Genomic DNA, 21,903 nt, shown 5'->3' on the forward strand with positions numbered 1-21,903 from the left:
AGTGCCATTGAATATATCAAAGCTTGTCTCTATCATATGCGGCTACAAGAGCCACAACCAATGCGGCCGAATTGGCCGCAGCCAAAAATGGAACACCAAACTGGCTGCGGATAAAATGGGCGCGCTCAGCATGGGAGATAAAGGAGTCTGCCGTCGTAATCAAACCCTTGACGATCTTCCCCTCAATCCTGGTCTCCGCCAGCGCTTCTGTCGCAAAAGCAAGCAGCGCTGGATCGAGCCCACCCGCAGACCCGGTATTAATGACAAGCTCTGGGCTAAAACGCTCAATCAGCAGGGCCATAGTCGAGGCAGCGTTCGCTTTGCCAATTCCTGATTGCAGCAAAATAACTTCCTTGTATTCCGGCTTATACTTGAAAAACCCCCGTCGCTGCGATACGCTGCACCGCCTCCAGCAGCCTTTCCTCACTGTTTACCAGACTGACCCGCACATAAGAAGCTCCTGCACGACCAAAGCCTTCTCCAGGAGCGACCGCAACGTGCGCACCGTCCAATAAAAAGTCTGCAAAGGAAGCCGATGTATGCCCCTCCGGCACCTTGAACCAGGCAAAAAAAGACCCTTGGGGAGCTGCTACATCCCAGCCAATACCTCGTAACGCTGCAATAAGAACATTACGGCGCCGCTCATATAACTTCGCGAGCTCCTGTACTGGCTCCTGGGTGCCCAGCAATGCGACAGCTCCCGCATCCTGTACCGCGCCAAAAACAGTGCTGTAGGCATGCGTATGATAATGCTTGAGCGCACCAATAACGGACGCATTTCCAACCGCAAAGCCGAAGCGCCATCCAGCCATGTTATACGTTTTGGAAGCTGTATACGTCTCGACGCCATACTCCTTGCCGCCGGGGATTTGCAATAAACTAATCGGCTTATGCCCGTCAAATCCAAGAGCACCGTAAGCAAAATCATTCATAACTGGAAACTGATACCGAGCGGCATAATCCAGCGTCTTCGTCAGAAAGTCTGCAGTAGCTACGGCTCCAGTCGGATTGTTCGGATAATTAATCATAAGCAATTTGACCTGCTCTGCAATTTCTTCCGGCACGGTTGTATAATCAGGCAAGAAACCATGCTTCTCATCAAGCGGAATCGTATGAATATGGGCTCTTGCCAGCGTAGCAGCGGAATAATATTGGGGATATGCCGGATCGGTGGTCAATAACCAATCACCTGGATTCAATAGCGCCTGTGGAATCCCCATTACGCCTATGGCTGAGCCGTTGAATATGGCAATCTCCCGGTCCGGATCCAGCTCCACCTGATACTCCCGTTTATAGAACGCGGCGACAGCCTCCAGCGTGCTTTTTTTTCCATGAAAAGGCGGATAGCCCTGATTGATCGGTTGATCAACCGCTTCCTTCAAAGCGCTGATAATATGCGCCGGTGTTGGCTGATCCGGGTTGCCGGCTGCCAGATTAATTACATCTATTCCTTTACTTTTATACAGATTCACTTTGTCATCTATTGCGCTAAAATAGTTGTCAGGCAGAGCCTTGACGAGATCAGAGGATGAAAAAATCACGTTCATATCCACCTTCTATCCATAAGATACAGGCTGACAACGTCAGCCCGCAGAAGATAATGCCCCATATTATTTGAAATAGCTTGGCAACTTGTAGCCTTCATAATCAGGGTTCGAATGGATGTAATTTTGGAATTCATCTGAATGATATCCTTCAATAATGTCTTTGACGAAGGGCTTATCCTTGTTCTTGCTGTCCACAGCGACCACGTTCGTGAACGGATCTGTCATATTTTCAAGCTTTAATGCCGAGGTCAGCTTTATTCCATTCGATACAGCAAAGTTCCCTTGTATAGCCGCAAAATCAACATCCTTCAGTACACGTGGCCCCTGTGCCGGATCGGTAGCAACAAATTGCAGATGATGCGGATTAGAGGTGATGTCGTTCACCGAGGTTTGCAATGGATCAATATGGTCCTTTAACGTAATCCAGCCTACTTCCTTCAAAATATTCAGCGCACGCAGCATATTGACTGGCTCGTTGGACAGATTGATTTGGGCTCCATCGCCGATTTCGTCAAGGCTGGTATGCTTGCTGGAGTACAATCCCATTGGAGGAGTCGGGACCTGTACAGCACCAATCAGATCAATATTCTCCCGCTTATTCATAGAATCCAGGTAAAGCGAATGCTGAAACACATTAGCATCAATATCCCCCTTAGCCACGGCTACATTGGGCTGAACACCGTCTGTAAACTCTTTATATGTAATCTTATAGCCTTTCTTCTCCAAATATGGAGCCACACCATTCTTAAACTGATCGCTATATGGACCAGGATTAAAGCTAATATGCAGTGTTTTCTTTTCTTCACCCGCAGCGTTGCCCGACGTATTGTTGCTGCCGCAGCCTGAAATAAAAAGCACGACTGCTCCCAGCAGCAATATAAATGAAATCCATGGTTTCTTCATTTGATGTCTCCCCCTGCTCCTTGATATCTTCTACTTTTGGTGAGTTAGAATGTTTACAGTCGCTCAAAATACCAAGTAACTTGATGCGTTTTATAGATATTACAATGATTTTTTATTCACTGTCAACAACATTTAATTACGCATCTTCTGCATAACAAATAAGGGATCACAACAGGCGATCCCCTTGTAGGTAAAAACACTTCACAAGTTTGTAATATTATTCCGTTTCAATTATACCCCCTGGGGGTATAATTGATATGAAAATAAAACCCTAAAGGAGCTATTAAATATGAGAATGCAATGGGCTTTGCTCGCTGGTACAGTCATGATGATTTTGAGTGGGTGCGGGAACAGTAACGCGCCAAACCAAGAGCACACGGCAAACAGCAGTCAACAGCACGACACATCGGAGATGAACCATTCCACTTCCAGTGAGCTTCCTGCCGGATTAAAAGAAGCTGAAAATCCAGCCTTCAAAGTTGGTAGTCAAGCGACTATACGAGCTGACCATATGGCCGGCATGAATGGGGCTACGGCCACGATTGCGGGTGCTTATACGACTACTGCTTATACAGTCTCCTATACACCAACCACTGGAGGAGAAAAAGTGAATAATCATAAGTGGGTTATTCATGAAGAGATTAAGGATGCAAGCAGCGAGCCCTATGCACCGGGCACAGAGGTTATCCTTGCAGCAGATCATATGAAGGGGATGGATGGGGCTAAGGCTACCATTGATTCCGCCGAGCCAACGACCGTATATATGGTAGACTATACGCCGACTACAGGAGGAGAGCCTGTCAAAAATCATAAATGGGTGACGGAGAGTGAGCTTTCAGCCCATTAGAACTCTTTCAGCACAGGTCGCTTGTGATAACAAAAGGGAGCCTGGCATCGGCTCCCTTTAACGGCTTTATTTGAGTTTGGACAAACCTACTTCGCCAAATTCAGCTTGGCCTCCTTGATATCATACAAAGTCCCTTCGTTGGAATCTACAAGCTTTTTCATTTGTTTGTTGGCTAGTCCATTTGCAGGCACGATTGCATTAAAAATAACATCATTTTTCTGTAATTGCTCGTTAATTTCATCTACTGAAAAACGGGCTTTACCCAGGGCTGTATTCTTATCATGAACTGGTGCATCTGTAATGAATATGATTGTTTTGGAATTAGAATTTTTGGGAAATTTACTTATAGCTAACTGAATAGCCTCTAATCCCGATTCCTTCAAATCCCCGCCAGCGGAAGGGCGCAGCATATTCAAGTTACCTTTTAACTTATTTTTATCGGTCGTAAACTCCAAAAATTCTAAATCTTTATCTGCCTTCAGATTGATATCCCGAAATGCAACGACAGCAAAATGAGAACCTGCTGGAACGGAATCAACAAAGCCTTTCACCTTCTGTCTCACATAATCCAGCGTCCCTGTCATACTACTCGTAACATCTATGACGAACACAATATCCGTAGATTTGGAGAAGGTGGTGGATATCTTTTTCAGAATCGTTGGATTGGATTGTGATTCGGAAGCATCTTCATTTTCCTCCATTAATTGTTCACTTTCGCTAGTTGTCAAAACCTGCGGTGGCGCAAGGAAAATCACAACGCTCTGAGCTGCAATATTCCACTTCACCTTCGCACCCAGCGCCTCACTAACAAAGCGAATAGGAACCATTACTTTGCCGTTAATGAGTCTTGGCGCCGCATTGAGACGCACTAATTTTCCGTTGATATAGGCATCCCTGGAGCCTACAGTTAACTTGATCGTTGTATTTCCTTTGGTTGCAGTAACGGTCTTGGTAGCTCCATCCCACTTCACTTTCGCCCCAAGCGCCTCAAAAACGGCACGAAATGGCACCAGCATACTTCCGCTAATAGAGGTCGCAGGCTGCTCATATTGTTGCAGTTTACCGTCTATAAACACCTCAACCTGCTGAGCCTTGTTATTATTTATAGGAACAAATTGGGGTACAGACGCTGCCGAATTTCCCGACTGATCGATCATTTTGATATAAAAGTAATATCCACCTGTAGATAAATTCAGGTTACTCAAAGGGTAGCTAAACGTTGTTTCCGGATCGAACTGAATCCGTTTAATTAATTGAGCATCCGCATTTTTGACCATAACATATGAAGTGTACGTGGGTTGAATATTTTTCATCTTCAAACGAACTGAAAATGATGTACTTGAAGAGTTGATTGTAAATGTACCCGGAAAATTTTCTCCAGATGGGATAGACAAAGGGATTTCCGGTGACTCATCAACCGCTTGGTCCACTTTAGGCTCCTCGATCGGCTGGGTTACTTGCGGTTCAATTACTTTCGGTTCATCCACAGGTTGAGCAACTTTGGGTTCACTGGGAGTGGGAATCTCTTTTATATTGGTCTCCACCTCAGGCTGCGTTACTTTTGGCTCCTCCGCAAGTGGAGTTACTGTAGATTCATCGACTGACTGCACAGTCCCTTTCATAGTTATAGCTATAGGAAGTTCTATATGATTTTCTGATCCTGGCCCAGGTGCTGGTCGTGAATCCGCAATCGTAATTGTGGAGTTGGCATAATCGATCGTAAAGTCACCAGAAGGAATTTCAATGTTGTTGCTATACAGACGAATTGGTGTATCAGGCTTAATCGTAAACGGGAGATCAAATTTAAACACTCTGTTTACTCCATTACCATCATCAAGAATAAGCTTAAGCTTATCTCCATCTTTGAATACTGTCGAATTGGCAGCCTGAACACTTTCTGTGCACAAAGTGATCAACCCTACAAATATCGTTAAAAACGAAAGTAGGAACATCATTTTTTTGAGCTTCATTCTTATTTCCCCTTTTAAATCTATATTCTTGTTGGTAAATCATAGCATAGGGTTAGATGAAGTTCATTCCATTTGATTACAGTTATGGATATAGGAACTCACTTTTTCCATCATTCGCGCTCTGTTCAATGTTCATATGTATCTCCTTGGTCCGCTTCTTCAACGTGACATACGTAATATAGCCGCCTTCAGTGCTTTAGTCCCTTCTTCGCTTTTCAAATAATCCGACGGTGTTTCGTTGCCGAGTGCGGGGACTTTTCGATCCATCCAAATCAGCAAATACTCCCCCATATCGGGCAGCAGCACAATCTGAATCTCCTTGGGAATTTTACTTTTGGCCACTTTTGCTCTTATAGCCGGATCTACCTGTGCATACCGCTCCTGATAGACCTGAACCATGTTGGCCCAGTTCTCCGGCTTAAACTCTTTCAAATATATGTCTCTCATCTACGAACCCTCCTTAGGGCCTCAGACAACGCTTTTCATGCTGGAGCAACCATTCTTTTCTCCATAGCCCTCCTGCATAGCCCGTTAGTTTCTGATTGGAACCGATAATTCGGTGACATGGAATCACAATGCTCAGCTTATTTTTTCCATTAGCACTGCCTACGGCTCGGATCGCTTTTTCATTTCCAATAGCAAGAGCAATATCTTTATAAGCTGTTGTTTTACCGTACCCCACGGACACCAGAGCATTCCATACTTTTTGCTGAAAATCCGTACCTTCAAAGGCATAAGGAAACGTAAACTCAAAGCGCTCACCTTTAAAATACTCGTCAAGCTGGGTAGTGCATTCCGCTAATACTTGGATTGGAACCTCTTCTATAGCCCTCGTTAAGGGCTCATTCCGATTAGAGAACATAATAGAATAGACAGCCTCATTTGTGCCCTGTATCTCTACCTCTCCAATCGGCGATACATACTTCATTACGTATAGTTCGCTCATAAAAGGATACAACCTCCTTCCTTTTCTATTCCCTACTCAACTTTCTATACTCACTAGGAGAACAATGGTTCAAGCTACGAAACGCCTTATAGAAATGGGAGGGACTTTGGAAGCCCGTCTCATAGCAAATCTCAAGATTCGTAAGATTTGTACTTTTAAGAAGATAGGCTGCCTTATCTACTCTTATTTTTTCCAAATACGTGCGCGGGGTTTCGGCGGTTTCCTGTTTAAAGATCCGATCCAAGTAAAAGGAGCTTATTCCGATATGGTCCGCAATATCCTGCAATACAAGTTTTTCCTTGTAATGATTAACCAAAAAGGTTACCACATTCTGCACAAGTCTGATATACGGCGAATGGTCTGTATGGGGCTGGCATCTTTTGCAAGCACGAAAACCCGCCTTTTCCACTTTGTCCAAATCAAAGTAAAACTCCACATTTATTTTCTTCGGCTTTTTGGATCGACAGGAAGGTCGGCAGTATATGTGGGTTGTTTTCACAGCGGTAAAAAACAACCCGTCATACTTACGATCACACGCTATAATTTTCTCCCACATTTCTTCAAAAGAAAGACTAAGGTTAGCCATGATCGAATGCTCCGTCCTTTCTATAGTTCATATTCATCTAGCTCAAGGATTTTGCAAAATCCTCATATAAATGTGATGTATCTTGTAGCTCTATCAACTGTTCTGCATTCTTTTGCAAAGCAACTATTATCTTATCAGAAAATGCATTTCCAAAGCTAAACCGTTTAACTCCTAACTGCCGAAGCTGGTGGACATTCGTCAGACCCGGCAGGGATAAAACATTAAGCGGAGCATGGATATGAAACACAACTTCCCTGATCTCTTCATCACGCTTTAATCCTGGAACAAAAATTCCGCTCGCACCACTATCCTCATACGCTTTGGCCCGCTCTATGGTCTCTGAAAGTGGAGTATTCATCTGCAAATATGTATCCGTTCTTGCGTTTATAAAAAACGCTTGAAACCCACGCGCATCCAAGGCCGCTCTAATTTTGGACAATAGGTTACTGTGCAGACCCACTTCTCGAAGTCCCTTTTGCATTTTCAAAGAATCCTCAATATTAATCCCTGCAACTCCCACATCGGCTACCCTTAAAACATGCTCAACAATCGTTGCCGTGTCCTCTCCATATCCTGCTTCAATATCTGCCGACACTGGAATCTGAACATGCTCAACAATCGTCCGAATAATACTTACGTGCTGGTCAAAATCAATAAGCTCTCCATCTGAAAATCCAAACGTATTGGCAATCCCCCAACTCGTCGTACCTATCGCCTTAAAACCTGCTTTCTCCAGAGCCACCGCAGATAGCAGATCCCAGGCGTTCCCTAAAAATAAAAGTTCCTCTAATGTGTGAAGTGCATGAAACTGCTGGATTTTGTTCATAAATATAGCCTCCTGATATGTGATGTAACTCATTTTATCAAGAGGCTATCTTTGTTTCGTCCTCATTCTTGCACTTATGGTCTGTAGGAATCTAGGAACAACTTGGTCCATTTATTCACATATAAATCATAATTTTCGAAAAAAACGGTTATTTAAGCTCTATTCAATCCTATGCTTCTTATCTATACTCTTGCTAAATCCATTCGAGTTAGATGGAAATCTACGCTTTTAGCCTTTCACAATTACATTTTATAGGAGGAGTTATATGTATAAAATAAAGTTCCTTATGATCTTGCTAAGCTTTACTGTAGTCGCTTCTTTCTCTAGCTTGTCCGGCTCTTCACCTAGCAAGGCTTTTGCTGAAGAGAATGGGACTCCGGTGCAGAAAACGATCGATTTAAATGAGGGCTTCGACAACTCAAATGAAGCTAGTATACAGCCATTATCCCTTACCAGCGAAGAAGCTACTAGCCAAGCAGCGGTTACAGCTATTGACCATGATGCTAATTTCTCACCTTCAACACTTCAGTTCCTGAAGGCTAATACAGGACTCGACGGTGAGCAGTGGGATAATATTATGAAGCTAGTGAACAAACCAGAGCAAGATTCTTTGAAATGGACTGAATTCTATGGCTATGCTGAAGATATCGGCGATAATCGTGGGTACACCATTGGTATCTTTGGAGCAACAACAGGCGGTTCAAATGATACGGGACCAGATGGCCCGTACTTATTTAAAGCTTTTGATGCTGCTAGTGGAGCTAGCAACCCTTCCATTGCAGGTGGATTAACACGTGCTGGTCTAAAGGGGAAGATGAATGGTTCGATTCTAAAGCTCAGCGATAGCGATAGTGTAATCAAGAAGAAGATCAACGCTCTCCAAAACAATGAAGCTTGGAGAGAAGCCATGTGGCGTACGTTCTATGACACCTATATCGAATATAGTGTACAGCAAGCACATAAACGCGGATTTAATACTGCTCTAACGATTGGATCATTTGTCGACACAGCACTCAATCAAGGCGCTACTGGTGATTCAGGTAGTCTTGAAGGAATCCTCTCACGTTCAGGCAGTAGTACGAATGAGAAGAATTTCATGACTAGCTTCTATGCTAAGCGTACATTGGTTGTCGATACCAACGATTATAACCAACCTCCCAATGGTAAGAATCGTGTGAAACAATGGAGTTCTCTCTTAGCTTCTGGCGAAACAGATCTTAAGAACGCAGATGCAGCCGTGATCAAAGCAACGAATTGGGAACTGAAGTAAATACAATATACGTCATTAGGAGGGCATATCGTATGTCCTCCTTTATTTATTTTCATAAATATTGAGTTGGTGTTGACTACTAACAAGGTCCATTTTCCCAAACAGTTCCTCTCATCATTCAAATATGTGGGTCGCGTGTGCAAATAGAGAGACTGTCCCAAAAGCCCGAAAGTTGCAAGCTCCTGAAACAGTCTTGTAAAATGGTTATGAAGTCGAAATAAGGCCGTTAGATGATTCGGTAGCCAGATGGAAGTCTACCGCTACTGCGGATATTACGGATTTGTTGCAACGTCAAACGTTGATTGGTAGAGATAATAGATTCCACATCATTCCCACGAATCAGATCATCCAGGTCGGCGATGCTGCGATTGCCTCTAAACACACGGAAGTTACCTCTAAACCGCGTGCCTGTAAAGAGTACCAGTGTAGCATTGCTGCTGGTAGAAAAGAAACGCAGACTTTCGATGCCGTCGAGAATGTTATCGGTATTACGAATGCCTAGGTTTCCTCTGAATACTCTCCTGGAACCCCGAAAATTTTCTTCGTTGTAAACTGTAAGACGTGGATACGTTTGAGATACATATGCTTTGTTGTCCATGTTGTAATTCCTCCTTTCAACTTATCTTATGCCTCACCATCCGATTGGCGCGGGCCTCGCAGCATCCATCTAAAAATGGTTATGTGATTGAATAGAGCGATGCAGACTTGAAAAAGGAACATATGTTCTGTATAATCTAGCTTAGCAATTTGGAAAATCCTGAACTAACGGAGATGCGGACATGGACGATAAATTTATTGAGGAACTACGTGAAATTAGCAGAAACGACAAGCGAAGATCCGAATTTCTTATTAAGGGTATGAAGGAAACACTTCAGGAAAGAAAAGAAAAAAACTTTATCGAAAGATGGATTTGGCGACAAAAAAATAAGAAACGTATAGCGCGGAAGTTTAAATCCTAGTAGATATAACAACCGAATCTTCATAGCTTCATAGCACTTTACAAGTGCTTAGGTCACAGCTCATTAGGAGGCAGAGTCATGATTGAGCAACTAGTCCCAAACGACGATATATTAAATCAAAATCTATTTTTGGCTGATGAAGTTCGATACCATTTGATCCATCGAATTTGTGAGTCAGAAGGATCAACATGCCTCAAAACGTCCGATAAAAATATGGTCTTTGCTCAATCACCCGGACATAAGGCCTGGTTATGGATCTCACAACAAATCACAGATAATCATAAATTGACCTATATAGGAGAACTCTTACGTTATTTAAAAGGAACCACCCTATCAGGTGTATGTGGTGATGCCGAAACAGTCGAGAAGTTCGCAAATGCTTACGCACAACGTCGTCATGCTGCTCAGGTACATACCCATATGGTCATGGAATCTTATTTCTGTCCTAAATATAAAAAGCCCTCGGGCGTTGAGGGAATGATCCGACAATCCATCCCAGAGGATGTACAATTAGTTGCCCAGTTTCTAGCTGGTTTTTCAGAAGAAGCTTTAGGTAGTTTTATTGATCCGGTTAGTCAAATATCGGTTGCGGAGAAGACCATCGGGACAGGAAATTTGTATCTTTGGATTGTAAATAACATGCCTGTGTCCATGGCTAATATTGCTCACCGCTCGCCGAGACATGCTCGCATTAATGCTGTGTATACCCCGCCTAATTTACGAAAGAAAGGTTTTGCCAGCGGAATGGTATCCGAGCTATGTTCGATTTTGGAAAATGAGCATTTAGTACCCATGCTATATGCAGATTTAAAAAATTCGGTTTCCAATCAAGTTTATAAAAATATCGGCTTTAAGGAAGCCGGCAAAATCACTGATATTACGTTTGAATAAGCCCTCCTACTGCAAGAGAGCATATTATTGTTCATTCAAAATCAAAGAAGACCACAATGTCACCTTCATCACTGGGCCTCCTTTTCACTTATCTATAAGCTTTACTCCGTAACACCCAATTCCGTGTGGACTGAGGATCTTCGTGAAAGTAAATATACAGCCACAATAGCTATAACGACCCCTGCTGCTCCAAACCAGGTGATGGAAGCCAGCGAAACCTGACCAACAACTACACCACCGATCCCAGCTCCGGCCGCCATGGCAAGCTGCATCGTAGACTGATTGAGACTCAGCATCACACCGGAAGATTCAGGCACAAGAGTGACCAAGTTATATTGTTGAGTAGGTCCAGTTGTCCAGGCAGCGAACGACCAAAGGATCAATAAAGCAAATACTGCGATCAGGGAATGAGCGGCGGCAGGAAGTAAAAGCAAGGAAAAGACATGCAACACCATGCCCCCGAATAATGTAAAGGAAATACCCTTTTTATCTGCGCTGTATCCACCGATTTTCGACCCGATCAGGCTGGCAATCCCGAAGGCAAGTAATACTGAGCTTAGCATATTATCCCCTACACCTGATACATTCAGCAAGTACGGTGAAATGTAAGTATACGCGAGGAAATATCCCCCTCCCCAAAAGAAGGTAATCGCCAATCCCAAAGCAACTTCAGGCTTCTTCAGAAGAGCAAATTGCTGTAGTAAGGGAATCGGTTGATCTCCTTTTAAGCGAGGGATTGTCATAGCGATAACGATCAAAGCAATAATCGCTGTCAAAGCGATGCCGAGAAATACGGTTTTCCAGCCATATGATGCAGAAGATATCATTCTTCCAAGCGGCACCCCGATAATCAGCGAGGCTGTAAAACCCATAGTAACTGTAGCAATAGAACTGGCCTGCTTGCCGGCTGGAGCAATCTTCGCAGCAATGCTCAGTGCTGTAACCACAACCATCCCCGCCCCGAGGGCCATAAGAATACGTGCGGCGATAAACATTCCAAAACCCGGCAGAATAAAGGAGAGGGCATTAGCTACTGCAAATAATCCGAGCGAACTCAGGAGCAGCTTGCGTCTGTCCCATTTAGCGGTTACTGCCATCAGAATCGGCGTGCCAATCGCGTAAGCAAGAGAAAAGACTGTAATCAACTGTCCCGCTGCGGACACCGTAATCCCCATGGTTGTCGCAATCTGATCCAAAATGCCTGAGATAATGTATTCGGATGTGCCTACCAAAAAACTAACAATGGCCAAAATATACACTTTCCACGTGCTCTGCATTTTTAAATAACGCCTCTTTTCTTATATTGTTTTTATATTTTTACAAATATCGAAATTAAGACTAAAAAAAATTATGTCATCAGGAACGGGGCATATTTCTGCGCTGCTTCCACATCCAAGCTGTAATAGATAAACGTCCCCTCTTTACGGTATGTGAGCAGCCCCGACTCTGCCATTTGCTTCAGATGATGCGATAGCGTTGAAATAGCTACACTGTTCAGCTTCTCGCCCAGCACAGAGCAGCATTGGCCACTTTCCTCTTTTAGCAGAAGTGCTATCTTGAGACGAGTTGGTTCTCCAAGTGCTTTATATATTTTTACAGCTTGTTGCATTTCCGTTGTATCTTTCACCCTGTTCGGCTCCCTTCTGTTTCAGTCTTAATTTCGATGTTTGTCGAAATAAAGTTATCACAAACATTTGTAAAAGTAAACCCGTTTCTTCTAAAGACACTGCCTTTTTACACTCTGTGGTGTGAATGATGGTCTTTCTCATCTTATAAATAATCCCCCATCCATAAAAGAATGGAGGAAAAAATGATCTGAGTGTAAAGGGAGAATCATGGATGCCATAGCATTAATTCGGGCTTGCCGTGGGTCTGACCATCTACATCCGCTGGCTGCTCCATGGCATACAGAATGGAACGGGCTATGGCATCAGGCGAAATCGAAATACGACGGTACTCTTTCATTCCTTGCCGGGCCTCTTCATCTGAAATACTGTCAGCAAGCTCAGATTCAGTTACTCCCGGCGATACCAGCGTCACACGAATATCTCCCCCCACCTCCAAGCGCAATCCTTCAGAGATCGCCCGAACCGCATACTTTGTAGCGCAATACACCGCTGCAGTCGGGGTTACACTATACGCGCCAATAGAGGCGATATTGATAAACTGACCAAATCCTTGCTTTTTCATAATCGGAAGCCCTGCCGCAATCCCATGCAGAACGCCTCGTATATTTACATCAATCATGCGATCCCATTCCTCTACCTTCAGGGCCTCTAATTTTGAAAGAGGCATCACTCCCGCATTGTTCAAAATGACATCCACACGCCCAAATGTTTTTTCCGCGTAGTTAATGAACGCTTCCATCTGGTCCCTCTTCGTCACATCCAGTTGCTGATAATCAGCCGATCCACCTTTAGAACGAATCTCGGATGTCAGAGCCTCCAGTCGCTCTGTGCGTCTGGCCCCTAATATCACATGAGCCCCATGGCGAGCAAGTAAACGGGCAGTAGCTTCACCGATCCCACTGCTTGCCCCCGTAATAGCTACGACTTTCCCTTTAATATCCAACATGCTTATTCCTCCTCTAGTTTAAAATGTCACTGAAAAAAGATAAAATAGATTACTTTTTCTCTTCCCTGTAAAAAACCATCCCTGCATGATACAAGACACCATCTTTGAATTCACCATCTGCCGTAAATCCGGTGTCGTCCACATACTCGATATAGTCATCTTCTACGATGATATAGCTGCCTGTATAGGCACTTTGCCTTTGACCCCGTGCTTCATCATAACGGCCATTAGGCAAGAGTTCGTGACGGATATTTCCGTCTTCAGTTACCCACATCCCTATACAGGGATGCTGCGAAGCGTGTACACTTTTTTCCGCTTTGTTACTCTCCATGACTCCCACTCCTTTGCACTTCTATTTTTTTCTCAATTGCTCATTAGGTGTTGTATCTGCATCTTATTATGAGAGGAATGTCCATCGGGCTGGTAGAAGAATCAGAGCAAATTATTGCCTAATCCTCCAAAGACCCTTAATATGTAATAAACTACTGAAAATGAAAACGGGCTACGTTGAAAGAAGGGATGTGTCAAGATGGGGGCAACCAAAATAGAGGGTTCTACCATGGAAAAACAAGCCGAATTGGCAAGGCTTATAGAACGATTTTCAAATCAGGACGGAGTTCTCACTACAGCCATACCTTCGCTTCACTTCGTCCGAAGTTCAAATACAACCGTTCCGGTACATCAAGTCCATGAACCTGCCTTATGTATTGTGGCACAAGGCAGAAAAGTCGTGATGCTCGCAGAGGAAAGCTACCATTACGGCACATCCGACTACCTTGTTGTGTCGGTGGATTTGCCGATCTCGGGGCAGGTCATCCAAGCGTCATCAGAAGCTCCTTATTTGTGCCTCCGGCTCAATTTTGATCCGCATCAGGTTTTGGACCTGATCAAGGAATCTGCTTTTCCCACAAGCCCCATGCCTGATTCCAGACGAGGCTTGTATGTAAGTCAAACCAACTCACTACTGCTGGATGCCGTGGTAAGGCTAGTGCATCTTTTGGAAAACCCGCAAGATGTTCCGGTGCTTGCTCCATTAGTCATTCGTGAGATACTGTATAGGATTTTACAGGGTAATCAGGGGGAATCCTTAAAACAACTGGTCATGGCCGGTAGCCATTCCAACCGAATTGCAGAAGTCATAAAGCGGATTAAGCAGGATTATGATAAGCCGTTGCGTATTGAGGAATTGTCCAAACTAGCGAATATGAGTCCTTCGTCACTACATCGTCATTTTAAAGAGGTTACGGCTATGAGCCCCATGCAATATCAAAAACAATTACGTCTACAAGAGTCCCGCCGCCTGTTGTTATCCGAGTCAGCGGATGCGGCAGATGTAGGTTTTCAGGTAGGTTACGAGAGTCCCTCACAATTCAGCCGCGAATACGCCCGCTTGTTCGGCCTGCCTCCAATTAGTGATATCAAACGCTTGCGCTCGGATCAGGATCACCAGACCACTTGAGCACGTTGTTAGATGAACATATGAAACCAATGGTCCTACTAACGCTTATCCCATCATAGATGGCAGGATGTAAAAAAACAGCACAAACAACCGCTCCTCCGGTAGAGACGCGGCTGTTCAATATTTCCTCTATACATGCATTAATACGGATTATCCAGCTTGACGAACAAAGCTCGAATGACATCCTTCTCTGCCGTAGTAAGCTTTTGTCCTGCCTGCCATTGTTGAATCTCTTTCTTGACTTCCTTGGGTTCTCTATAGCTGAGAGCATACCCGATGCTTCCTATACCTTGTGTGCGGTTGGTTTTGTCCATATTTGCCAATGCTCGAGTCATCGCAGTTCTGTCTCTTGTAAACAAATCTCCCATAAGGGCAGCATAGCTTTCGCTTAAAGCTCCATCCAAACCTTCAGAAGCTCGGATCACATTTGGAAAACTTTTCGATGGAATAAAAGCTCGCTGCCTATACAAATATTCGATCATTTCCAGGCTTTGATGTTCATTGTTTTCGTTCATCTTTCCCCATTGGATTCCTGCTAAATGGTCCGTTATATGACGTACTTTTGCTTCATCACTGAGGGAAGAATCCTTATAAAAGGACAGCACAAGCTCCTCTTTACTTTGCTGGGTATGCTGCGTATCGGCTGCAGTTTGCTTAGACTCCCCATGGTTTGCTCCGGACGGCGCCACAGTTTCAGCATCCTGTCCCACTGGCTGGGGAGTACACCCTATGGTTACAGCCAGCATTAGTGCAGTACAAGCTGCAGAAACGAACCCATTCCCTTTTAACATGAATCCACTCTCCTGTCTGAACAAACAATGGTCGTTATAATTGCCCAAAATCCACTCCTATCTTGCTACGCCTGCAACCGTTCATCCATCTAACAATAGGAAGATTCCATCTAGACTTTTACGCGTCACGTCCCACCGTAGGCTTACGGATCACGGAGACGCTCGATTCCCTCACGATCAGACGAGGCTCGAATTGCACACGCTCATAATCCCCAGGTGTCTGTTCCTGAATCCGCTTGAGCAGCAGCTCCGCAGCCAATCGTGCCACCTCTTCCCCCATGATGGAAACTGAGCTGATCTGAGGAGTCGTTACCATAGCCCACAGATTGTTATCAATACCAACTACAGCAACCTCATCCGGCACTTTTACGCCCAAATCCTTAAATCGATTGACGATCCCTATCGCCACCATATCATTAACCGCATAAATAGCATCCGGCATATGTTTCAAGCTGTAAAAATAATCGGCAGCACGCAACCCTGTCTCAAAGGAGAAATCATCACCAAAATAAACGAGTGAAGGGTCCACATGCTGGAGAGACTGCTCATAAGCGAAGTATCTTTCCTCGATTTTGTCCTTCGCAGCGCCTGCATAGGCAATTCTTGTTCTGCCGATTTTAAGCAAATGCTCCATCACGAGTCTTCCCTCTTGCCGGGCCAGACTGACGATATCCGCTTTGACATCTTCGCCCAGCTTCTTGCCATAGTTAATAATGGACACGGGAACGCTAGCTTTGTTAATCAGATCTACCAACATTTTCGGATACGCCAGCGGCATAATGATGAGCCCGTCGACATGCAGCTTCTTGACCTCACGAACTGTTTCAAGCTCCATTCTGGCATTCCCGGCGGTATTGATTTGCACGACACGGTAACCATGCTGCTTGGCGGCCTGCTCTACGGACCAAGCGATTTCTGGAATAATCGCGTTACGAATGTCCGGCACGGCCAGCGCGATTTGTCGTGTCTGACGCACTTTCAAGCTCTGAGCCGAGGTGTTGGGCGTAAACCCCATCTCTTCAATCACTTGCAAAATCAAGGCTTTCGTTCTCGGGCTGATGCCCTCACTATCGTTAATAGCTCTGGAGACAGTCGCAATACCGACTCCTGCCCGCTTGGCTACATCCTCTATGGTTACTTTCTTTTGATCTGTCACGCCCAAAATCCTTTCAAGAACGGAATCGTTTTCTGACTTTCTAAAATAAAGTCTTAATACTGATATTATACCACAGAATGAGTGTCTAAAAATTGAAGTCGTTTTCTTCTTGTCTTTGCTTCACCTGAAAAATCCACAAAATCTCTTTGTATAAAAGCAACGAGCCGAATATAGCACTGTAGTCACAAGTGATTATATTCACAAAAAAATCAAGTGCTTTTTGTATGAATTTGGTTTGACAATGTGTAAAATTTGTGACATATTATTTTTCGGAAACGTTTCCTAATTCATTCACTTTTATAGAGGCAATGATCATATATTCTTCAAGGAGATGACAAACATGCAAGCATTGAGATGGCATGGAGTAAAAGACTTACGATTGGAAAACATTGAGCAACCCGCCGCTCTGGCAGGAAAAGTAAAAATCAAAGTAGAATGGTGTGGCATTTGCGGAAGTGATCTTCACGAATATGTAGCAGGACCAATCTTTATTCCCCAAGATGCTCAGCATCCATTGACTGGCGAAAAAGCGCCGATCGTAATGGGACATGAATTCTCTGGACAAGTCGTCGAAATCGGCGAAGGTGTAACCAAGATTCAGGTTGGCGACCGTGTCGTTGTAGAACCGGTTTTTGCATGTGGAGAATGTGATGCATGTAAACAAGGCAAATATAATCTTTGCGATAAAATGGGCTTCCTCGGTCTGGCAGGCGGCGGCGGTGGATTTTCTGAATATGTCGCAGCTGACGAGCACATGGTTCACAAAATTCCAGAAAGCGTATCTTTCGAGCAAGGCGCATTGGTAGAGCCTTCGGCCGTTGCTTTGTATGCTGTTCGTCAAAGCCAACTGAAAGTCGGCGATAAAGCTGTAGTATTTGGCGCTGGTCCTATCGGATTGCTGGTTATTGAAGCGTTGAAAGCTTCGGGCGCATCTGAGATTTATGCAGTAGAGCTTTCTGAGGAGCGTAAAGCTAAAGCTGAAGAGTTGGGTGCTATTGTGCTTGATCCTAAGACTTATGATGTGGTGCAAGAGCTGCACAAACGGACCAACGGTGGCGTAGATGTAGCCTATGAAGTCACTGGAGTACCTCCTGTGCTGACTCAAGCTATTGAATCTACTAAAATCAGCGGACAAATCATGATCGTCAGCATTTTTGAAAAAGAAGCTCCGATTAAACCGAACAATATTGTCATGAAGGAACGCAATTTGACGGGTATTATCGGCTACCGTGATGTATTCCCGGCTGTTATCAGCCTGATGGAAAAAGGATATTTCCCAGCCGACAAGCTGGTTACCAAACGCATTAAGCTCGAAGAAGTGATTGAGCAAGGTTTTGAAGGACTCCTGAAAGAGAAAAATCAGGTTAAAATCCTGGTATCTCCGCAAGCTTAATTTAGAAAATAAACCAGATGTCTGCTCTATGCAGACATCTTTTATTATAAAACCGGGTTGCACGGCAAGAGTTCATACGGAATTAAAAAGACAAAACAGCGCTCTCCTACTGTGGCTTCTGCCGTTAAGTGAGAATAGCGCTGTTTTATTATAATCTAGTTTATTGAGTTACATTACTTAGTTACATTTTTCAGAACATCGTCAATCATTTGACTATTTGCAATTGTACCTGTATACAACCAGCTGGAATCCTTGCCAAAATCGTATACATGGCCTTCTTTAACGGCTGGAATTCCCGCCCATACAGGATCTTTTACAATATCTTCTTTACTTACGTTTTTGCTGTTCACGATAAAGACATAATCCGCATCCAGCTCGGCCAGCTTCTCCAGCGATAAATTACTCCAGTTCGCCTTAGCCGTTTTGGAAATCTCCTGTACGACTTGTGGAATCTTGAATCCCAAATCCTTATACAATACATCACCGCTGGATAGATTCTGGTTTACGACATACACGTTTTTATCCGTTACCCATAATGCCGCCGCAGTTTTTTGTCCCACCGTCTGACTCAGCTTGGCTTTAGCCTCTGCTGCTTTTTTGTCGTAGTTGCTCAATGCCTGCTTCGCTTCATTGCTCTTATTCAGCACCTCACCCACGGTCAGCAGTTCTTGACGCCAATCATTGTTCATATTACTGCCTACCACGTAGGTTGGAGCAATTTTAGAGTATTGATTATATTTGTCGCCTTCCACCATGCTCGCACTGTCCATAATGATCAAATCAGGCTTGAAGTTCAGAACCGCCTCAAACGGAAGATCTGAAGCGATGGTAGGAACATCCTTCAGTTCTTTTTGCAGGTAAGCTTGAACTGAATTTTTACCCACCGACCATTGGGCTACCGGTTTAACACCCAACGCCACCAGATGATCCTCCAGATAAGAAGCGATCACACGTTGAGGCTGAGCCGGAATCTTCACCTCATGCCCGAGTGCATCCTTCAGCACCCTTTCCTGTGATGTTGGTTCCGCTGATGTATTATTGTTCCCTTGCGAAGCACCATCGGTTGCCGTAGGACTGGATGTGTCTGAGCACGCGCTGAGCAGCAGGGTAAAACTAAGCAATAAAATAAATGCCATGGAATGCTTTGCGTTTCTATTCATTCGTAAAATCCCTTCATCATAATTTTGATAATGATTATTATCCTCAATACCAGTATGCAGGGCGCCACTTATCGAATCAATGGAACATTCGGACATGCTTAATGGATTATCCAGACAGGTATCTCTCACAAAAGCAGATGAATACAGGCTGTCCCGGTAATGAACCGGGGATACAGCCGTATATTTTTTGAATGCCCGGCTAAAGAAATAGACATCCGGGTACCCCACACTGACAGCAATATCCTGTAAAGTGGCATCCGTCTTCCGCAAAAGCTCCTTCGCCTTGTCCATTCGCAGTTGAATCAAGTACGTAATCGGGCTACAGTCTGTTTGTTTTTTAAATAACCGGGTCAGGTGCCGCGGACTACATTCCAATAATCCGGCCAAACGTTCCAGCGTAATGGACTCCGCGTAACAATCCTGCATAAATCGAATGGCCTGTGTCACGATACCCCGCGCAGAAGTTCGAGCCTTCGGTTCCTGCAATTGCCTCATACATTCATATGCAAAATCATAGAACCGACCCTGAGCCTGAATCTTGGATAGCGCCTCTTGATCCTGCCATGCGTACTTCAGTAGTTGAAGCTTTTGATACAGTATAACCGGATAAGGCGGTACAAAACCATGAGCTATCGAAGGATGATTATACACCGTATGTCCCGATAGTGAAGTCGCTTTATATAGTACAAGGATATATTCAATCCCGCATTGCGAGGGTTTCATATTCAGTACAAAGCCTTTGCTGCCATGCAGTACGTACCCTGAATGTGGCGTATCCTTCCAATCACCATCCAAACGCACGCTACCCTGCAATACAAATACAAAAGCCTGCGCTGGAAGACGATACGGTTGAAGCAACTCTTCTGGCTCCAGTCGAATATGCCGGACATCCATGACACGGATCGACGAGTGGAGCCATAAGGACAGCAGCTCGTTCAGCTCGTCAGCCTCATGCTCCTTACTCGTCCCGGTGTGGGAACCTGTCTGCTTTTTCCGGTCCTGCTTCACTTGTCAAGGCCTCCGCTTCATAAATATCATACTTTGTATCCAAACCAACCTCATTATATATCATCTTTTACTGCGTCTACCATGAGACAAATATTCCTGCACGAAACAAAGTGAATATACCATTTCCATGGTACAATTTGTATAATACAAGATTTAAAATACATAGGGGGTTTGACAGCATGAGCGGTCCCAACGTTGCATTGAGTACAGGAGCTAATGCACCATTCGGTAAGGAAGATACAGTGCGGGTCACCATTACATGGAAGCATGCACCTGCCGAACTGGATGTTAGCTGTTTTATGGTAGGAGCAGACGGAAAGGTTTCCTCAGATGACTATTTCATTTTTTACAATCAACCCGCTGACCCGCACGGCCATGTACGGTTACAGCGTCCAAATGACAGAACCACTGAGTTTACTGTAGCGCTCCAGGAACTGGAACGAACCGGGGTGGAAAAATGTGTGTTTGCGGCCACACTGGACGGCCCAGGTACTTTTGCCGATGTGGTCGGCTGCTCAGTTACTGCTCAAGGCAAGCAATCCCATATCACCTACAGCATCACCGAAGCCACCAGTGAGACATCGCTTGTGCTGGCAGAAGTGTATCGTCATACGTCTGGCTTCAAGCTTCGCGCAGTTGGGCGTGGTTTCAACGGAGGACTAAAGCCGCTTGCCGAAGCTCATGGTGTGACCGTGGAGGAAACGGAATCGCCAGTGGATACCGTTCAGATGAACATCCCTACATCGGCGATCTTAAGCGCGGTAGGTGCTAAAGCTGGCGGAAAAGAGACTGCCCCCATTAACGCAAGAATTAATCTGCACAAGCAGAATGTACAATTTTCACTGAAAAAGAAAAAAATAGACCGTGAAAAAGCACGTGTAGCGGTTGTATTCGATGCTTCTATTTCTATGTTCAAATTGTACACGGGTGGGACTGTGCAAAAAGCCTGCGAACGTGTGTTGGCTGTAGCCGCCTGTATGGATGACGATGGTGAAATGGATGTATGGTTTTTTGCGGACAAAGCCAAACGTGCTCCAAGCGTCACAGAGAGGAATTTCGAGAATTACATTCATAGGAATTATGCTGAGCCTAGTGAAGATAGTGAGCTGGGGTGGGGCAATAACGAGCCAGAAGTCATGAAGGATATCATACTTAAATACACAAAAGAAGATCCCAACGACATGATCCCGACCTACATTATCTTTTTTAGTGATGGAGGTATTTATGAACAAAAAAAAATAGAACAGCTGCTGATTAAAAGCTCAAGCACTCCGATTTTCTGGCAATTTGTAGGTCTTGGTAAAGCCGATTACGGAATTCTTCGAAAGTTGGATAAGATGCGCGGCCGCGTAGTAGATAATGCAGATTTCTTTGCCTTGGATGACATTGACTCCGTGACAGATGCAGAATTGTACGACCGTCTGCTGAATGAGTTTCCTAGTTGGCTCAAGCAAGTACGGGCTAAAGGAATATTGCGGAGCTAGTTCCCGCCGTAACGCCAATACTGCACCAGATTAACGCCCTCATGCCCCCTGCGTGATCACTTAAATATCACCAAGTAGAGCAATAAGAGGCACAATGATCGCTGATAAAGCAATCCTCAGCGCCAGCATTCTG

At 44.5% G+C, this 21,903-nt stretch carries 22 protein-coding genes; 6 read left to right on the forward strand and 16 right to left on the reverse strand.

Annotated features, from left to right (window positions below):
- Positions 1-16: 16 nt before the first annotated feature.
- The 3 genes from MLD56_RS18055 to MLD56_RS18065 form a co-directional block, all read right to left on the reverse strand.
- Positions 17-343, reverse strand: a complete 327-nt coding sequence (locus tag MLD56_RS18055; RefSeq protein ID WP_049816892.1) for a phosphorylase family protein — start codon at positions 341-343, stop codon at positions 17-19.
- Between the two features lie 22 nt (positions 344-365).
- Positions 366-1,541 carry an aminotransferase class I/II-fold pyridoxal phosphate-dependent enzyme gene (locus tag MLD56_RS18060; RefSeq protein ID WP_029515533.1) on the reverse strand — a complete coding sequence of 392 codons (1,176 nt, stop codon included), beginning with the start codon at positions 1,539-1,541 and terminating at the stop codon, positions 366-368.
- Positions 1,542-1,610: 69 nt separating this feature from the next.
- The gene (locus MLD56_RS18065) at positions 1,611-2,450 is read right to left on the reverse strand and encodes a MetQ/NlpA family ABC transporter substrate-binding protein (protein WP_029515534.1); all 840 of its coding nucleotides are present in this window, start codon (positions 2,448-2,450) and stop codon (positions 1,611-1,613) included.
- Positions 2,451-2,739: 289 nt separating this feature from the next.
- On the opposite strand from MLD56_RS18065, the gene MLD56_RS18070 reads away from it, so the two are divergent.
- A complete protein-coding gene (locus tag MLD56_RS18070; protein ID WP_029515535.1) occupies positions 2,740-3,297 on the forward strand; it encodes a YdhK family protein in 558 nt (185 codons plus the stop codon).
- A gap of 86 nt (positions 3,298-3,383) precedes the next feature.
- Here MLD56_RS18070 and MLD56_RS18075 read toward each other — a convergent pair whose 3' ends face one another.
- From MLD56_RS18075 to MLD56_RS18095, 5 genes are all read right to left on the reverse strand, one after another.
- Positions 3,384-5,267 (reverse strand): stalk domain-containing protein, encoded by a 1,884-nt coding sequence (locus MLD56_RS18075; protein ID WP_029515536.1) that lies wholly within the window; start codon positions 5,265-5,267, stop codon positions 3,384-3,386.
- 159 nt (positions 5,268-5,426) lie between these two features.
- Entirely contained in the window at positions 5,427-5,714 is a 288-nt protein-coding gene (locus tag MLD56_RS18080) for an antitoxin Xre/MbcA/ParS toxin-binding domain-containing protein (RefSeq protein WP_029515537.1), read from the reverse strand.
- 13 nt (positions 5,715-5,727) lie between these two features.
- On the reverse strand, positions 5,728-6,213 hold the full coding sequence (locus MLD56_RS18085) for a methylated-DNA--[protein]-cysteine S-methyltransferase (protein WP_049816894.1): 486 nt from the start codon (positions 6,211-6,213) through the stop codon (positions 5,728-5,730).
- A 25-nt stretch (positions 6,214-6,238) separates the two neighbouring features.
- A complete protein-coding gene (locus MLD56_RS18090; RefSeq protein ID WP_029515538.1) occupies positions 6,239-6,799 on the reverse strand; it encodes a bifunctional transcriptional activator/DNA repair enzyme AdaA in 561 nt (186 codons plus the stop codon).
- A gap of 37 nt (positions 6,800-6,836) precedes the next feature.
- Positions 6,837-7,625 (reverse strand): isocitrate lyase/PEP mutase family protein, encoded by a 789-nt coding sequence (locus MLD56_RS18095; RefSeq protein ID WP_029515539.1) that lies wholly within the window; start codon positions 7,623-7,625, stop codon positions 6,837-6,839.
- A 265-nt stretch (positions 7,626-7,890) separates the two neighbouring features.
- Between MLD56_RS18095 and MLD56_RS18100 the strand changes: the two genes are divergently transcribed.
- Positions 7,891-8,895 carry a chitosanase gene (locus MLD56_RS18100; protein WP_029515540.1) on the forward strand — a complete coding sequence of 335 codons (1,005 nt, stop codon included), beginning with the start codon at positions 7,891-7,893 and terminating at the stop codon, positions 8,893-8,895.
- Positions 8,896-9,121: 226 nt separating this feature from the next.
- On the opposite strand, the gene MLD56_RS18105 is transcribed toward MLD56_RS18100, so the two are convergent.
- Positions 9,122-9,493, reverse strand: coding sequence for a hypothetical protein (locus MLD56_RS18105; RefSeq protein WP_029515541.1), 372 nt, complete (start codon positions 9,491-9,493; stop codon positions 9,122-9,124).
- A gap of 439 nt (positions 9,494-9,932) precedes the next feature.
- Between MLD56_RS18105 and MLD56_RS18110 the strand changes: the two genes are divergently transcribed.
- Positions 9,933-10,745: a GNAT family N-acetyltransferase gene (locus tag MLD56_RS18110; protein ID WP_029515543.1), complete on the forward strand. Its 813-nt coding sequence runs from the start codon at positions 9,933-9,935 to the stop codon at positions 10,743-10,745.
- 101 nt (positions 10,746-10,846) lie between these two features.
- Here MLD56_RS18110 and MLD56_RS18115 read toward each other — a convergent pair whose 3' ends face one another.
- From MLD56_RS18115 to MLD56_RS18130, 4 genes are all read right to left on the reverse strand, one after another.
- Complete coding sequence (locus MLD56_RS18115; protein WP_029515544.1) at positions 10,847-12,022, reverse strand: MFS transporter; 1,176 nt, start codon at positions 12,020-12,022, stop codon at positions 10,847-10,849.
- A 71-nt stretch (positions 12,023-12,093) separates the two neighbouring features.
- The gene (locus MLD56_RS18120) at positions 12,094-12,372 is read right to left on the reverse strand and encodes an ArsR/SmtB family transcription factor (RefSeq protein ID WP_029515545.1); all 279 of its coding nucleotides are present in this window, start codon (positions 12,370-12,372) and stop codon (positions 12,094-12,096) included.
- Positions 12,373-12,578: 206 nt separating this feature from the next.
- Positions 12,579-13,319, reverse strand: coding sequence for an SDR family oxidoreductase (locus tag MLD56_RS18125; protein ID WP_204366466.1), 741 nt, complete (start codon positions 13,317-13,319; stop codon positions 12,579-12,581).
- A 49-nt stretch (positions 13,320-13,368) separates the two neighbouring features.
- A complete protein-coding gene (locus tag MLD56_RS18130) occupies positions 13,369-13,650 on the reverse strand; it encodes an Atu4866 domain-containing protein (RefSeq protein WP_029515546.1) in 282 nt (93 codons plus the stop codon).
- A gap of 198 nt (positions 13,651-13,848) precedes the next feature.
- On the opposite strand from MLD56_RS18130, the gene MLD56_RS18135 reads away from it, so the two are divergent.
- Entirely contained in the window at positions 13,849-14,778 is a 930-nt protein-coding gene (locus MLD56_RS18135) for an AraC family transcriptional regulator (protein ID WP_029515547.1), read from the forward strand.
- Positions 14,779-14,918: 140 nt separating this feature from the next.
- On the opposite strand, the gene MLD56_RS18140 is transcribed toward MLD56_RS18135, so the two are convergent.
- Complete coding sequence (locus MLD56_RS18140; RefSeq protein WP_029515548.1) at positions 14,919-15,569, reverse strand: hypothetical protein; 651 nt, start codon at positions 15,567-15,569, stop codon at positions 14,919-14,921.
- Positions 15,570-15,687: 118 nt separating this feature from the next.
- Positions 15,688-16,725 carry a LacI family DNA-binding transcriptional regulator gene (locus MLD56_RS18145; protein ID WP_013311372.1) on the reverse strand — a complete coding sequence of 346 codons (1,038 nt, stop codon included), beginning with the start codon at positions 16,723-16,725 and terminating at the stop codon, positions 15,688-15,690.
- Positions 16,726-17,065: 340 nt separating this feature from the next.
- Between MLD56_RS18145 and MLD56_RS18150 the strand changes: the two genes are divergently transcribed.
- Positions 17,066-18,118, forward strand: coding sequence for a 2,3-butanediol dehydrogenase (locus MLD56_RS18150; RefSeq protein WP_029515549.1), 1,053 nt, complete (start codon positions 17,066-17,068; stop codon positions 18,116-18,118).
- A gap of 173 nt (positions 18,119-18,291) precedes the next feature.
- Here the strand turns inward: MLD56_RS18150 and MLD56_RS18155 are convergent, their stop codons facing one another.
- Positions 18,292-20,286: an AraC family transcriptional regulator gene (locus MLD56_RS18155; protein ID WP_080658566.1), complete on the reverse strand. Its 1,995-nt coding sequence runs from the start codon at positions 20,284-20,286 to the stop codon at positions 18,292-18,294.
- A gap of 179 nt (positions 20,287-20,465) precedes the next feature.
- On the opposite strand from MLD56_RS18155, the gene MLD56_RS18160 reads away from it, so the two are divergent.
- Complete coding sequence (locus MLD56_RS18160) at positions 20,466-21,770, forward strand: VWA domain-containing protein (RefSeq protein ID WP_029515551.1); 1,305 nt, start codon at positions 20,466-20,468, stop codon at positions 21,768-21,770.
- The last annotated feature ends 133 nt before the right edge of the window (positions 21,771-21,903 follow it).

The sequence above is a fragment of the Paenibacillus peoriae genome (assembly GCF_022531965.1).
GTDB classification, from domain to species: Bacteria; Bacillota; Bacilli; order Paenibacillales; family Paenibacillaceae; genus Paenibacillus; species Paenibacillus polymyxa_D.

Coding starts and splice junctions, on each gene's coding strand:
- MLD56_RS18065 (WP_029515534.1), bottom strand. CDS start 2,450: ATGAAGAAACCATGGATTTCATTTATATTGCTGCTGGGAGCAGTCGTG.
- MLD56_RS18070 (WP_029515535.1), top strand. CDS start 2,740: ATGAGAATGCAATGGGCTTTGCTCGCTGGTACAGTCATGATGATTTTG.
- MLD56_RS18075 (WP_029515536.1), bottom strand. CDS start 5,267: ATGAAGCTCAAAAAAATGATGTTCCTACTTTCGTTTTTAACGATATTT.
- MLD56_RS18080 (WP_029515537.1), bottom strand. CDS start 5,714: ATGAGAGACATATATTTGAAAGAGTTTAAGCCGGAGAACTGGGCCAAC.
- MLD56_RS18085 (WP_049816894.1), bottom strand. CDS start 6,213: ATGAGCGAACTATACGTAATGAAGTATGTATCGCCGATTGGAGAGGTA.
- MLD56_RS18090 (WP_029515538.1), bottom strand. CDS start 6,799: ATGGCTAACCTTAGTCTTTCTTTTGAAGAAATGTGGGAGAAAATTATA.
- MLD56_RS18095 (WP_029515539.1), bottom strand. CDS start 7,625: ATGAACAAAATCCAGCAGTTTCATGCACTTCACACATTAGAGGAACTT.
- MLD56_RS18100 (WP_029515540.1), top strand. CDS start 7,891: ATGTATAAAATAAAGTTCCTTATGATCTTGCTAAGCTTTACTGTAGTC.
- MLD56_RS18105 (WP_029515541.1), bottom strand. CDS start 9,493: ATGGACAACAAAGCATATGTATCTCAAACGTATCCACGTCTTACAGTT.
- MLD56_RS18110 (WP_029515543.1), top strand. CDS start 9,933: ATGATTGAGCAACTAGTCCCAAACGACGATATATTAAATCAAAATCTA.
- MLD56_RS18115 (WP_029515544.1), bottom strand. CDS start 12,022: ATGCAGAGCACGTGGAAAGTGTATATTTTGGCCATTGTTAGTTTTTTG.
- MLD56_RS18125 (WP_204366466.1), bottom strand. CDS start 13,319: ATGTTGGATATTAAAGGGAAAGTCGTAGCTATTACGGGGGCAAGCAGT.
- MLD56_RS18130 (WP_029515546.1), bottom strand. CDS start 13,650: ATGGAGAGTAACAAAGCGGAAAAAAGTGTACACGCTTCGCAGCATCCC.
- MLD56_RS18135 (WP_029515547.1), top strand. CDS start 13,849: ATGGGGGCAACCAAAATAGAGGGTTCTACCATGGAAAAACAAGCCGAA.
- MLD56_RS18140 (WP_029515548.1), bottom strand. CDS start 15,569: ATGTTAAAAGGGAATGGGTTCGTTTCTGCAGCTTGTACTGCACTAATG.
- MLD56_RS18150 (WP_029515549.1), top strand. CDS start 17,066: ATGCAAGCATTGAGATGGCATGGAGTAAAAGACTTACGATTGGAAAAC.
- MLD56_RS18160 (WP_029515551.1), top strand. CDS start 20,466: ATGAGCGGTCCCAACGTTGCATTGAGTACAGGAGCTAATGCACCATTC.